The organism is Vibrio sp. Isolate22 (assembly GCF_022398115.1).
Classification (GTDB): domain Bacteria; phylum Pseudomonadota; class Gammaproteobacteria; order Enterobacterales; family Vibrionaceae; genus Vibrio.
In genome coordinates this window covers 1-13,626 of sequence record NZ_JAKEUW010000044.1, presented here as the reverse complement: position 1 = coordinate 13,626, position 13,626 = coordinate 1, and the positions used below count along the sequence as shown (strand labels likewise).

8 protein-coding genes are annotated in these 13,626 nt (G+C 44.4%); 4 read left to right on the top strand and 4 right to left on the bottom strand.

Translation table 11 applies throughout. The features are described from left to right. Nucleotides 1–252: 252 nt before the first annotated feature. From L1D55_RS19790 to L1D55_RS19780, 3 genes are all read left to right on the top strand, one after another. On the top strand, nt 253–1,716 hold the full coding sequence (locus L1D55_RS19790) for a sigma-54 dependent transcriptional regulator (protein ID WP_239918570.1): 1,464 nt from the start codon (nt 253–255) through the stop codon (nt 1,714–1,716). After that, a complete protein-coding gene (locus L1D55_RS19785) occupies nt 1,706–3,733 on the top strand; it encodes a cache domain-containing protein (RefSeq protein ID WP_239918569.1) in 2,028 nt (675 codons plus the stop codon). The genes L1D55_RS19790 and L1D55_RS19785 overlap by 11 nt, the downstream gene beginning before the upstream one ends. 261 nt (nt 3,734–3,994) lie before the next feature. Then, a complete protein-coding gene (locus tag L1D55_RS19780; RefSeq protein WP_239918568.1) occupies nt 3,995–5,614 on the top strand; it encodes a methyl-accepting chemotaxis protein in 1,620 nt (539 codons plus the stop codon). A gap of 135 nt (nt 5,615–5,749) precedes the next feature. On the opposite strand, the gene L1D55_RS19775 is transcribed toward L1D55_RS19780, so the two are convergent. Further along, nucleotides 5,750–6,640 (bottom strand): mechanosensitive ion channel domain-containing protein, encoded by an 891-nt coding sequence (locus tag L1D55_RS19775; RefSeq protein ID WP_128160563.1) that lies wholly within the window; start codon nt 6,638–6,640, stop codon nt 5,750–5,752. Nucleotide 6,641: 1 nt separating this feature from the next. Then, nucleotides 6,642–8,987, bottom strand: a complete 2,346-nt coding sequence (locus tag L1D55_RS19770; protein WP_239918567.1) for an AAA family ATPase — start codon at nt 8,985–8,987, stop codon at nt 6,642–6,644. A gap of 461 nt (nt 8,988–9,448) precedes the next feature. Between L1D55_RS19770 and L1D55_RS19765 the strand changes: the two genes are divergently transcribed. Beyond that, nucleotides 9,449–11,032 carry an ABC-F family ATPase gene (locus tag L1D55_RS19765; protein WP_239918566.1) on the top strand — a complete coding sequence of 528 codons (1,584 nt, stop codon included), beginning with the start codon at nt 9,449–9,451 and terminating at the stop codon, nt 11,030–11,032. 173 nt (nt 11,033–11,205) lie between these two features. Here the strand turns inward: L1D55_RS19765 and L1D55_RS19760 are convergent, their stop codons facing one another. Both L1D55_RS19760 and L1D55_RS19755 read right to left on the bottom strand, forming a co-directional pair. Beyond that, entirely contained in the window at nt 11,206–13,095 is a 1,890-nt protein-coding gene (locus L1D55_RS19760; protein WP_239918565.1) for a methyl-accepting chemotaxis protein, read from the bottom strand. A 314-nt stretch (nt 13,096–13,409) separates the two neighbouring features. Next, a partial coding sequence (locus L1D55_RS19755) for an IS3 family transposase (RefSeq protein WP_239915817.1) occupies nt 13,410–13,626 on the bottom strand: 217 nt, incomplete at its 5' end.

Here is a 13,626-nt window from a genome sequence, read left to right as displayed (position 1 = left end):
GGGCTCAAAGAAGGACATGTGCATAAGATGCCAATTATAGTAATTAGAAATTCTCTCCCTATAAGCAATTTTAATGCCAATAAATAATGCATCAAGTCTCATTAAATTGCTGTTATTTCGGACAAAACTGCGTCATTTTGCGAGATAAAATAAACCAAAACATGAGCTAGGACAAAATGTCGCACATTGTCCCTGTTGAACAAAAGGTTAATTGGTACACTCTGTCCCAACTTTCCCTAACGGCTGATCATTATGTCTTTACCTAGTTCAAACGCCTCTAACCCCAATCCAAACACTTTGACCCAATATCAGGCGTTTTCTGTCCTGGTGGTTGATGATGAAATTGGTATGCAGGCAATTTTAAAGAAAGCACTAGGTAAGTATTTTGGCAAGGTGTCGAGTGCGGGCTCTGTAGAAGAAGCTGAAACGCTACGTTGCAATGAACACTTCGATCTAATCGTTCTTGATATCAATCTTCCGGGCCGCTCTGGTATCGAGTGGGAAGAAGCCTTCAACGATAGCGACCGAAAAGCCGATGTTATCTTTATGACTGGCTATGCCGATCTGGAGATGACCATATCTGCACTCAAACTCGGTGCTTCAGATTTTATTTTAAAACCATTCAACCTAGAACAGATGATACAAGCTGTACTTCGTTGTATGGATAAGCGCCTTGACCAAAGAATGCAGTACGCGTTGAAGCGTGATGTCAGCCGCCACATAAAAACCGAGATTATTGGTAACTCAGATAAGACCAAACAACTCAAGCTACTTATTAGCCAATTTGCACCATCACGAGCGTCCGTATTGGTAGAAGGTGAGTCTGGTACCGGTAAAGAGTTAGTTGCACGTGGTATTCATGAGGCCAGTAAGCGTAATGGACCATTCGTACCAATCAACTGTGGTGCGATTGCACCAGAGCTTCTCGAAAGTGAATTATTTGGCCACACCTATGGCGCCTTTACTGGTGCGAAGAAGAATCGTGAAGGTTTATTCAGAGTTGCTAACGGCGGTACGTTATTCCTTGATGAAATCGGCGAAATGCCGCTGCCAATGCAATCCGCATTATTGCGAGTGCTCGAGCAACGCACCATTCGCCCGGTAGGCAGTGAGAAAGAGATTTCTGTAGACGTTCGTGTTGTCGCGGCAACCAATCGAAACCTTCAAGAAGAGGTCGAGAAAAGGCATTTCCGTCGCGATCTATTTTACCGACTCAATGTACTCAAGATTGATGTGACTCCTTTACGTGAACGACCGTCCGATCTGATAGAGCTTGTTCCATATTTCACTCGTCTATTGTCGAGTGAACTGGGTATGCCGGTTCCTCATTGGGCGCATGAAGACATCTTGGCGATGAATGAATACGAATGGCCAGGCAACATTCGTGAGCTTAAGAACATGGTGGAGCGCTGCATTCTATTAGATAAGCCACCAGCTCACTATTGGCGAGAGATAAATGGCGAACCTGCGCCAGCGAATATTTCAGTGACGGTGTCACACGGAGCTGAAGTGCCAAACTTGAATCCAACGGACGCTGCTGAAGGGTATCCAAACACCTGGACACTTAAAGAAGTTGAGAAGGCACATATCGAACAGCTTGTGAGTTTCCACGATGGCAATAAATCTGCTGCTGCAAGAGATCTTGGCGTTGCACGCAAAACGTTAGAACGTAAATACAAAGATTGGAATACAGAAGGCTCTGAATATGCCGATTAGACGTCATTGGTGGGCAAAGTGGGCGTTCCGTTTCAAAACAATGGTGCGTTACCGCTTACTGTTTCTCACATCAGCGCCGATTTTTCTAACGCTTTGTGCTCTTGTCGCGATCACTTTGTATTGGTCTGTGCACTATACCTGGCACGGCGCTTTGATTGATGTCGATGAGCGTTTGGACGTAGCAGACAACAGTATTCATCTGATTCAAAACCAGCAAGCTTACAACGTGCGTGCGTTTGCCGAGTCTTACAATTTTCAAATGAAGCTAGCGAGTGGCGTTTCTCAAAATGAACTTATTCATTGGGTTTCTGAGAATAAGTCGCGCTATGAACTCGACTTTTTACGCTGGCGCAGTGTTGGAAACATGGCGAAGAAACTCGAGTACTTAGATTTAACCAATAAATCCTCATTCTTTAGTGTGTTAGACAGTAAAGAACTTAATTACTTAGATCGTGACCTTGCCAAAAAAGCGGAGGTCCCGGTGCTCAATGGTGATAACGTTGAGACTCGTGGTTTGGTGAGCCGCACCGTAGTGTCGATTAGAGATGAGCAAGGCCATGTGATCGGTTTTCTTGATGGCGGGATCTTGCTAAACAACAGCACACAGTTGGTTGATCAGATCAGCAACCTAATCTATCCGGAAAGAGATGGATTTAATCGCCATGTCGGTACTGTCACCGTCTTTCTTGATGACCTTCGTGTAAGTACAAACGTGCCACTAAGCAGTGAAAACAGTGAGGGACGAGCAATTGGTACGCGCGTTTCTCATGAAGTTCACTCAAAAGTCCTCAATGAGGGCAAAGAGTGGTTGGATCGTGCCTATGTTTATGATGCATGGTACATCACCGCTTATCAGCCAATTCATGACCAGTCTGGCAAGGTTATTGGCATGCTTTACACGGGTTATCTAATCTGGCCTCTCATTGAAACCTACCTGACTAACCTTGGCGAAATCAGCATCATCATTGTGTTGCTGTTGCTTGCTTCTGGTTTGATCGTTCACCGTGGTGCCCGCGATCTTTTCGACCCAATTGAACGAATTCATAAGGTGGTGAAGCTCGTGCAATTGGGCAAAGATAAACGCATCGGCACGTTGGGCTTGGATGATCAACACGAGCTTACTTTACTCGCTAAACAGTTCGATAAGATGCTGGATCTGCTTCATGAGCGTAATCAAGAGATTCAACAAGCGGCGTTAGAACTTGAGTGTAAAGTGCATTCACGTACCGCAAGTTTGAAGGAGAAAACCGAAGAGCTTGAGTTACACATTAAACTGCTCAATCAAGCGAGAGATAAGCTGGTGGTCAATGAGAAGCTGGCAGCACTCGGTGAGCTTACCGCTGGTATTGCTCATGAGATCAACAACCCAACAGCAGTAATTCTCGGTAACGTTGAGTTGATGAAATTTGAGTTAGGTGATGAAGTCAGCCGTGTCGAAGAAGAGGTCCATGCCATCATGGAGCAAATCGACCGAATCCGAAACATTACCCGCAGCTTACTGCAATATAGCCGACACGGTGGTGTGCAGGATGAGATCACGTGGCAACACATCAACCCGATCGTAGATGAAAGTATTACGCTCGTGAAAACTGGGGCGAAAAAGCGCGATATGGTTTACGTTTCGAACCTAAACGCTAAAACATCGGTTGAAGTAAATCGAAACCAACTGCTGCAGATTCTGGTAAACCTACAAATGAATGCGATTCATGCGATGGACGGGCAGGGAACATTAACGATTTCGAGTGAAGACTGGGTTGAGAACGGCGTATCTCATGGTGCTATCGTACATGTTGAAGACGAAGGTTGTGGCATCAAAGAAGAGCAGTTAAAACGAATCTTCTCACCATTCTATACAACGAAACGTGACGGTACTGGCTTAGGCCTATCCGTATCTCAGAGTATCTTGAGCCAAATTGGTGGCGAGATACGTGTAGAATCAGAAGTGGGCAAAGGAAGCCGATTTAGTATCTATCTTCAACAAAAAGCGACACCGCAGTTATTGATTTCAAATCTCTGAGTTAATTAAAGAAACTGTCACACGATCGTTACTTTAAGCGCTTGGGCTGTTAGTTGAATTTTCAGCCCAAGCACGAAAATCCCGCACTACTAAATCATCACCCACAAAACCTCAACCTCTACCGGTTTGACCTATACCTCTTTTTAGTTATGTAACACAGTGTATATTTGACAATCTTGATGCATATCATCTGAACTGTACGAAATTTTGATAACTTGATCCAAAATCCATAATCAAAAAAAATATTAAAGTCAGCCAGCTATGAAATTAAGTAATCTATCTATCAAGTCAAAACTCGCCTCAATTGTCGTTCTATCGGTTGTATTACTGGTAATGGCATCAACATTTAATCTGATGCAACAACGAGCCAGTTCCATGGAAGAGCGTCAAGATAAGCTCAGCGCCCAAGTTGAAACTGCCGTTAGCTTAGCCAGCTATTACTACAGCCAACGCAGCGTGCTCGGTGAAGAAGTCGCAAAGGAGCGAGCGCTGCAAGCTATTAAGACGCTTCGTTACGACAACACCAACTACTTCTGGATCCTCAACCAGCAACTCAACATTATCAGCCACCCATTAAAGCCAGAGCTAAACGGCACTAACGCAGGTAATTTGAAAGACGGCGCAGGAAAGCACCATTGGCGTGAAATGGTGACGATCTCACGCTCTCCTCAAGAAAAAGGCTTTCTCGATTATCAGTGGATGAGCCCTCAAGGTGAACTCAAAGATAAAATCTCTTACGTACAGCTCTTCCCTGAATGGAACTGGATTATTGGCTCAGGAATACTGGTCGCTGATATTCAAGAGGCTTTTTACGCATTGGCATTGAAGGAAGGCATGGTCGCGGTTGTTTTATCAGGCTTGCTGTTTGCTATGGGCTATGCAATTTCAAATAACATATTGGTACCGCTTAACAAGCTTATCGACAACACGCATAAGATTGCTGATGGTGACCTTCGTGTGCGTATGAACATGACACGTAAAGATGAGCTAGGCGATATGAGCCACCAGATCGATACCATGCTCGACAAACTGCAAACGACGCTTCGTACAGCAAACGAGTCTGCGGACCTGTCTAGCAATATGGCAAGTCATATCGCTCAGGCCAGTGAAGAAGCAGCAACCAGTGTCAATTCGCAACATGCACAACTTGAGCTGTTATCGACAGCAATGACAGAGATGAGCGCGACCATTTCAGATGTCGCGATGAATGCAGAAAACACCGCTGCGAGTACCAACAAAGTGGTCGATCACGCTAACCAAAATGATGAAAACATGCAGGTAACCGCAACGACCATATCTCAAGTATCTGAGAACATTTCGACTGCAAATAACTTGGTCAGAGATCTTCAATCTGGTGTTACAGAGATAAGCCAAGTGGTTGGTGTGATTCGTGATGTATCAGAACAAACCAATTTACTGGCGCTCAACGCTGCGATTGAAGCAGCACGAGCTGGGGAACAAGGGCGTGGCTTTGCTGTCGTTGCCGATGAAGTTCGTAATCTAGCGAGCCGTACACAGAACTCGACTAACGAAGTGCAATCGACCATTGAGAAGCTAACACAACAAGCTGAACGCACATTTAATGCTATGCAAAGCAGCAATGAGAAAGTGGACCACAGCGTGGTTGCATCTAACGAGACACGCCAGCAACTCGATGTAATTGTGAATGAGCTACACAACGCCAATGATATGGTCTCGCAAATTGCGGCAGCGTCTGAGCAGCAGAGCACAGTAGCAACAGAGATGAGTGAGAGTGTCACTGGTATTCACTTGGCCGCTAACGAAGTACTACAGGCTTCACAATCGTTGGCTGAAGATAGTCAGAAGATGGCAAACACCACTGAACATCTCACTGAACAGTTGAAGTACTTTAAGGTTTAGTCCAATTCACCACAAAATTTGAAGAGCTAGAGAGACAACAGGGTTAAATAGGCAGAAACCATAAAAAAACACCTCCGAATCTTATTCAAGTGCGGAGGTGTTTTGTTTTTAGCAATCTAGAGAACAACCTAAAAATTAAGAGTGGGCAGCCACTGAGATTTTAGGTGGGTTTATATTGTGTTTCTTAAACTCTTTCATGACACGAAGTGTAATATCAGTCTCGAACAGCTTCTCATAGGCTGTATCGACCACATAAGCCTTACAGGTTAACTGTATTGCTAGGTAGTTGTCAGTAATGGTCTGTTTCACCAATACCGTCACAGGCTTAGGTAGGTGGATGTAACGGCTTGATGAGGCTGCTTCCTGTATCAGATCACGTGCGAGGGTAATGTCCTCATCCATACCGACATAAAACGGTATCACCACCTGCATATCCAACGCGCCATAGTTACCACTGGTGGTCACTTCGTTTAAGAACTTGTTGTTTGGAATTGTGATGATGTCATCGTTCAAAGTTCTCATACGTACTGAGCGTAAACCGATAGTAATAATGTCACCATAGTTACCTTCAAACGTGACACGGTCACCTACTTGAAATGGTCTATCAATCATTACGGTGATACCCGCGATGAAAGAGGCCGCCAAGTCTTTAAGCGCAAAGCCGACCGACACGGCTAGGGTACCACCAATCAGAGCCAAGATTTGGTCGTTAATGCGGAAACTCATCATGAACACGATAAGACCAGTGCTCACGTAAATGAAGAATTGCATGAACGATTGAAGCTTTTGCAGCAGCATTCGATATTGCACGAATTGGCTACCAAAGCTCGTCACCATTGAGTTAATGAACTTCAATAATAACCACATCGCTGCAATGACGATGATAGAGAAGAACACGCCACTCCAACGAACCAAACTCGCGATCTTCGAAATGTTTTCTACATTGGCTAACTCTTCTGTCGCGTAAGTCGGGAAACTTACCGCCGTCGCCAAGCCAACAAGTAATAGGACAAATAACTTCTTCATTTTACTTCACCAATAAATGTTGACGGTCGAGCACGTTAGTAATGTGACGGAACCAGTGATCAGAGATTCTTGCCTTATCTTCATTCCAACCAATGTAACCACGGCTCTCAAAGTAGCGAAGAATACCGGTGATTTCGGCAATACTTAGCTGAGTACATTCTGATAGCACCTCGGTAGACGCAATTTCTAACTGAACGATAGAGCGCAGTACCGCCAGCATAGGTTTTGGCATGTTCTCTAGTTCTTGCGCTTCTGGTACATGGAACAGCCTTACTACCGCTTGGTCTGTCTCTTTATTTCTGTTCAAAGAGAGACGGAAGAAGCGCAGTGCAACGGTCGGGTTACCATCTGAGTAGTGCCACAAGATACGATAGAAACCTTGGCGTGCGCGTTCTTCTTCGCTCATGTCATCTTGATCCCACTGCTTTGGTACCACTAAACCATCAAATGATAATGGCTTCTCAAGTTCAGTATTGATACGGCTGGTAAGCAACTCACCAACTTGTTTCTCTGTCCAACGCGGAAGGAAGCAAACCAAATCAAACAACAGGCGCTCGCCACGAGCTCGATCCACAAATCGCCAGCTAGACTTAGCAATCGACATCACGATTCTGTGGTTCTTCTTCGAACGACGCAGTAAGTTAGTCAATCGAATCAGATCTGAGAGACCACCAACCATTGGTTTAACTAGGCGCTGGGCATTATCAATTGCAATCAGATAAGTCGTATCGCTCTTACGAAGGTGCGCCAAGATTTGAATCTCAGTTGCGTCTTCTTCCAAGCCAATGCTTACCGCAAGGTGACACAGTAATTCTTGGTAACCCGCGTAAGGGCAGCTAACGTAAATTGGCTCTGCATTCGATACCTTGTGCAGTAGGGTATACAGCAGCGTTGTTGCACCTACGCCACGTTCACCAGAAACAATACAAATCGCTGGGCTGTCGGACATCAAATAGCGAGAAAGTTGTTTAACTTCGTCACCCGCATAGTCAATAAGCTCGCTGTCGATAGAGCCAGGCAGAATATATTCGTAAGTTTGGTCACCTTTGATACGCACTAGGTTTTTCTGATTCTTATCGAGATCAGACTGCTTAGCCACTTCAATCCTAAACAGATAAGCCAGTGCTTGACTGAATACTGTGTAGTTAGAAAGCAGTGACATGATGCGATGCTGGAAGTGATACACACTCAACCAAGCAATACCAAGTGCAGTCGCGAGGATATTAAGTAAGAAGGTATCTTGACGATTCACAGCCCAATTAACCCATACCGGACGGTCAGAGATATGCTCTAGGCTATTGAATACTTTAGCTCTCCATAAACGAAGTACCGAGATGGTCACCAACACAAACCAGAAAAATAGGACGCTGTAAATCCAACTGTAGATGGTGCCTTTACCTAGCGTAATACTAGAAATCTGCAGAATCACACCAGCAACAATGAAGCTCCACACATAACGTCGAATCGTTGAAAGGCGTAGGGCAATCACTTCTTGGTTTGATGTACGACCCATGCGGTACGCAAACTCAAGAATGAAGCTGATTGCGATCGAGCCACCTAGAATCCACCATGTGAAGATCTCAAGGAATATCAGGTGTTGCAGGCTAGGGATGCTTGAAAGCACACGCAGCGACAGCGTGATGGCAATTAACCAAGCAATAGCTCTATCCGCACGGCTCACATACCAAATTAAACGAATCAGGAATGGAGGGTTTGGTTTCGCCTCAAGCAGGTTAACGCGAAACAGTTCAATCAACCTTTTACTGTTCGCTAACCACCACACTAGTGCAAAATAGATGAACAGTACTTTTAACGCCGCACCGATTACGGGCACTGGCGAAATGAAGATGTCTTTAATAAGTGCTTTGAAGCTGCGTATTTGGAAATACACCAAATATTCAACGTTAAGCTTGGTCAGTTCCCACTCTTGCTTAAACTGGGTAACACCGTAAGGGCCAAAACCGGTCAAGCGTTCTCTGTTACTTGCGGTGCTTTGCTCCAATAAGTGCTGCTTACTCACATTCAAACTGTTCAACGTGACGTAGCTAGACTCCACACCGAACCACTGTTCTGGCTCGCTGTTTTCACGATAGGCTTTGAGTCGTTGGTCGAACTTGGCGATTTGCTGATTCTGGACACGAAGTACCTCTGCGAGCAGTCGGTTTACTTTGCGTTTATCTGACGCTTCCATAAACAGAGGGTCGGGCAGTTGATCGATCCGATTATTCAGATCTTGGGCGATGTCAGAGACCTGAGGCTGTGATTGTAAGTCATATTCCAAGTTGGCATGACTTGGCCATGAGAGCATGGCTAATATGAAGAATAAGAAGCGCGGTAATGAACGCATAAAAGTCTCTTAGAATTATGAGGTTAGGATTACTATAGTTAGATAATCGAGCTTTGTGAAATCTCGTGCATTAATGAGGGCGAGTACTTTATCCCCGAATCTGGGCTCATTGTCATGAAACTGTCAGTCATTGAGCTACTATTTGTTCATTGAAGAGTGTTGTGAATAGCTTGAAGCAAAGTCGGTTTGTTTGTAACGGATTGCTATGCGATATATTAAATTATTAAGACAAGATATGTCTTTATATAAGACGGTTTTTACTCGTCGGTTCAGTACTTTGTATATTGCACGATTGGCTTATTTATCACTCCATAAATAGAAATCAAAAATGTGAGTTACCTCAAACTATGATTTAGCTAGGTTATCGCTCACTTATTAGCGGGTAATTGCAATCAATACTTGCAGTTAAAGCCCTGAACAAGTAACGTTGCGGCGTTTTTCACATTAAAAAGGTAAAGGCATTGATCTCCACAGCAAATATCACCCAACAATTCGGCGCTAAGCCACTTTTCGAAAATATTTCAGTTAAGTTCGGCGAAGGTAACCGTTACGGTTTAATCGGCGCGAATGGCTGTGGTAAATCGACGTTCATGAAGATCCTATCTGGTGAACTAGAGCCGACTTCTGGCAACGTAAGCTACGACCCAAACGAGCGCGTAGCTAAGCTAAACCAAGACCAATTTGCTTACGAAGAATTCACGGTAATCGACACGGTTATCATGGGTCACAAAGAGCTATGGGCAATCAAGCAAGAGCGTGACCGCATTTACTCTTTGCCAGAAATGAGCGAAGAAGACGGCATGAAAGTCGCTGACCTTGAAGTTCAGTTTGCTGAAATGGACGGTTACATGGCTGAAGCGAAAGCGGGTGAGCTTCTTCTTGCTGTTGGTATTGAAGAATCACAACACTTCGGTCTAATGAGCGAAGTAGCACCTGGTTGGAAACTTCGTGTGCTTCTAGCGCAAGTTCTGTTCGCAGACCCGCACATCATGCTTCTTGACGAACCAACGAACAACTTGGACATGGATACCATCAAGTGGTTGGAAGATACGCTAAACCAACGTAACTGCACAATGATCGTCATTTCGCACGACCGTCACTTCCTAAACTCTGTTTGTACGCACATGGCTGACCTTGATTACGGTGAACTTCGCCTATTCCCAGGTAACTACGATGAGTACATGACGGCAGCAACTCAAGCGCGTGAACGTCTACTGTCTGATAACGCTAAGAAGAAAGCACAAATTGCTGAACTTCAAACGTTCGTTTCTCGTTTCTCTGCTAACGCATCTAAAGCGAAGCAAGCAACGTCTCGTGCTAAGCAAATCGATAAGATTCAGCTTGAAGAAGTGAAAGCTTCTAGCCGTCAAAACCCATTCATCCGTTTTGAACAGTCTAAAGAGCTATTCCGTAACGCACTTGTGGTTGAAAACCTATCTCAAGGCTTTGAAGAAGACCTATTCAACAAGTTCGATGCGATCTTCGAAGTAGGTGAGCGCGTTGCGATCATTGGTGAGAACGGTGTGGGTAAAACAACACTACTAAACACACTAGCTGGCGAACTTGAAGCTCGTACTGGTGAGTACAAGTGGTCTGAAAACTCAAACATCGGCTACTACGCTCAAGACCATGCTCATGACTTCGAAGAAGACATGAACCTGTTCGATTGGATGAGCCAATGGCGTCAAGAAGGTGAAGACGAGCAGGTTGTTCGTGGCTTCCTAGGTCGTATGCTGTTTGGTCAAGACGACATCAAGAAATCAGTTAAGGTAATTTCTGGTGGTGAGCAAGGTCGTATGCTTCTTGGTAAGATCATGATGCACAAGCCAAACATCCTACTTATGGATGAACCGACTAACCACATGGATATGGAATCTATCGAAGCGCTTAACTTGGCTCTTGAGAACTACAAAGGCACATTGTTCTTCGTATCTCACGACCGCGTATTCGTAGACTCTCTAGCAACACGTATCCTTGAAATCAAAGATGGCAAGATCAATGATTTCCGTGGTACTTACGCTGAATTCCTAAAAGCACGTGGCTAATTTAGATTAGTGCTTCGGACACCCGCTGTTTGTAGACATCGATAGTCTACAGGTAACGGAAAATGTCCTTATAGAATTAAAGCGCCCTTATCAGCATAAAGCGATAAGGGCGTTTTTTATTACCTGCAGTTTATTCAGAGGTGGTGATAATCCACAACAAAGTGGAATACATATCAGTATTTAAACTGAGCCACTATCTTCTCTAATTTCACACTCACACTCGATACCTGTTCACTACAACGCACTGAACCTGATACGACGGTATGTGTGTTACTTGCTAGATGAGCGATGTCGCTGATGTTTCGGTCGATCTCCGCAGATACCATGGATTGTTCTTCAGACGCAGTCGCTATCTGACTGTTCAGATCGAACATCTCTCCAACTTGGAAGTGGATACCTTCAATTGCATTGACCACATCTTTAGTCTGGTGCTTAACTTGTTCAGTTTGTTCTAAGCTTGCCGACATCTTAGCTACTGTCTTGGCAATAACAGACGTCAAACCATGGATAGTCGATTCAATCTGATGAGTTGAGTCGTTAGTCATTAAAGAAAGCTCTCTCACTTCCGAGGCGACCACCGCAAAGCCTCGTCCATGATCACCTGCACGTGCGGCCTCAATCGCCGCGTTAAGCGCAAGTAGGTTAGTTTGTTCGGCAATTCCTTGAATCGTCGTCACCACTTGATTGATTTCACGGCTCTGTTCTTCAAGTTGTACGATTAAGTCTTGCGACTCTGCAATGTTTTCAACCAACACATTGATACTCGCATCCGTTAAATGTGTTTCTTGTAAGGCTTGATGGGCATTATCTTTAATCTTCTCGGCGTTAGTCGCGGCATTTTCTATATTGGCTGTGACCTCATTACTAGTCATCACCAATTCGTTAACTGCCGTTGCGACAGACTCCGATTGTTGTTTCTGTTTCTCTGCATTGCTCATGCTTTTGATCGCGGCTTCTTCAGAGCTACACGAGCTGTCGGTCAGTACCTTCATTACACTCGACAGCTCTTTGATGTTTCCATGTAGCTTGTTGATGAAAGTATCGAATGAGTGAGCGAGCTGTGCTAATTCATCGTTACCTTTGGCATTCATTCGCACCGTTAAATCACCATTGCCATTGGCAATCGACTCCATCATGACGTTAATCGCTTTAATACGCGCGAGTATGTTGCGACCAATGAACACCAACAACAAAGAAAGCAATGCGACGATAGCGGCACCAAACAGATGGAGTGTATTTTTAGTGTTAGTGCTGGCCGCGGTAATGGCTTCGCTTATTTGTGTTTGCACCGCGTCAATCGCTTGTTCCGTTTGGTGAACATTGCTGCGGAGTGCGCCTCTTAGACCAAGTTCAGCAGACAAACCAAGATTACTATTAGCAAGCAATAGCGCTTTTACTGCACCTTCATACTCCAAGTAAGCTTGCTCAGTTGCGATAGAGGTTTGAGAGTAGGGTTTGAACTCTATGAGTGCTTGCTCTAACGTACGGTTCGTTTGATCATTCGTATGAGCAAGGTAATGGAAGTCTTTTTCTATTAGCTCCAACAGAGCAAGCTCCAGCGTTAAGTTAGACTCGTGCTCGATAGCGACTTTCAGGTCTTCTCTTCTTTCATTCAACGTCGCAACAAAACCCAATGGGGCGGTTGTTCGTTCTATATCGTTGACTTGGTCGACTATCTGATGAAATTGTTTTTGATATTGATGAAGGGTTTCTGAAATCCGAGTCATCTGATCGGATAGGTGAAGCTGGTGTGAGGTTAGGGTTTGGTTCAAAGTCACCAATCGTTCATTCAAGATGTTGGCGGTTTTATCGAAGCGTTCTGCGTACTTTTGATCATTACGGGCTAAGAAATCTTTCTCATGTCGCCTCAACATTAAGAGATCAACTGAGCTCCTGAGGTTCTCATTCGCTGCTCGCTCTAACGACTCGAGTTTATCTAAACTCATTTGCTCATAGATGGCGTATACGAAGACGGAAACAAATAGGGTGAGGTTGATTAGAATGAATTTACTACGAATTGAAAGAGACAGCGGTCTACGCTGAGGTTCCGATGGATTACTCATGGTTAATTCCCTTTAAGCCGGTGACGTTGATATTGATCTTTAATTTGTAATTAATAGATTCATTAAATTGATGGATATGTAACTAATAGCCTATAGAGTTGTTAAAGCAAGGTCTGTTGGTGGGAAAAGAGGCTTAAGCGATGATAGGCACAGCTTAATGATTAACTTAGCGATTTGACACGTATACTTTGCTAGATAAGCCGAGGTTAAGCACGTGAGATTAGATAGGAAAAGAAAAAGTCCTCATTAACACTCATGTCAGCAACCTTTGAGATCGCAGGCATTGATCTGCTCCAGCCAGACTGGACACTTCATTAAGCGACATTTTGTTGTTCAAAGTTAACTGGGCTTAGATACCCAAGAGCACTGTGCCTTCTCGTTCGATTATAATCAACCTCTATGTACTCGAAGATCGTTTGGCGCATCTGCTCTCTCGTCATAATCGGCTCATATTGGATCGCTTCCACTTTCATAGAATGGAAGAAACTCTCAACACAAGCATTGTCCCAGCAGTTTCCTTTCCTACTCATA

Excerpts from the sequence above, each read along its gene's own strand:
- L1D55_RS19775 (WP_128160563.1), bottom strand. The coding sequence starts at position 6,640 with ATGAAGAAGTTATTTGTCCTATTACTTGTTGGCTTGGCGACGGCGGTA.
- L1D55_RS19785 (WP_239918569.1), top strand. The coding sequence starts at position 1,706 with ATGCCGATTAGACGTCATTGGTGGGCAAAGTGGGCGTTCCGTTTCAAA.
- L1D55_RS19790 (WP_239918570.1), top strand. The coding sequence starts at position 253 with ATGTCTTTACCTAGTTCAAACGCCTCTAACCCCAATCCAAACACTTTG.
- L1D55_RS19780 (WP_239918568.1), top strand. The coding sequence starts at position 3,995 with ATGAAATTAAGTAATCTATCTATCAAGTCAAAACTCGCCTCAATTGTC.
- L1D55_RS19760 (WP_239918565.1), bottom strand. The coding sequence starts at position 13,095 with ATGAGTAATCCATCGGAACCTCAGCGTAGACCGCTGTCTCTTTCAATT.
- L1D55_RS19770 (WP_239918567.1), bottom strand. The coding sequence starts at position 8,987 with ATGCGTTCATTACCGCGCTTCTTATTCTTCATATTAGCCATGCTCTCA.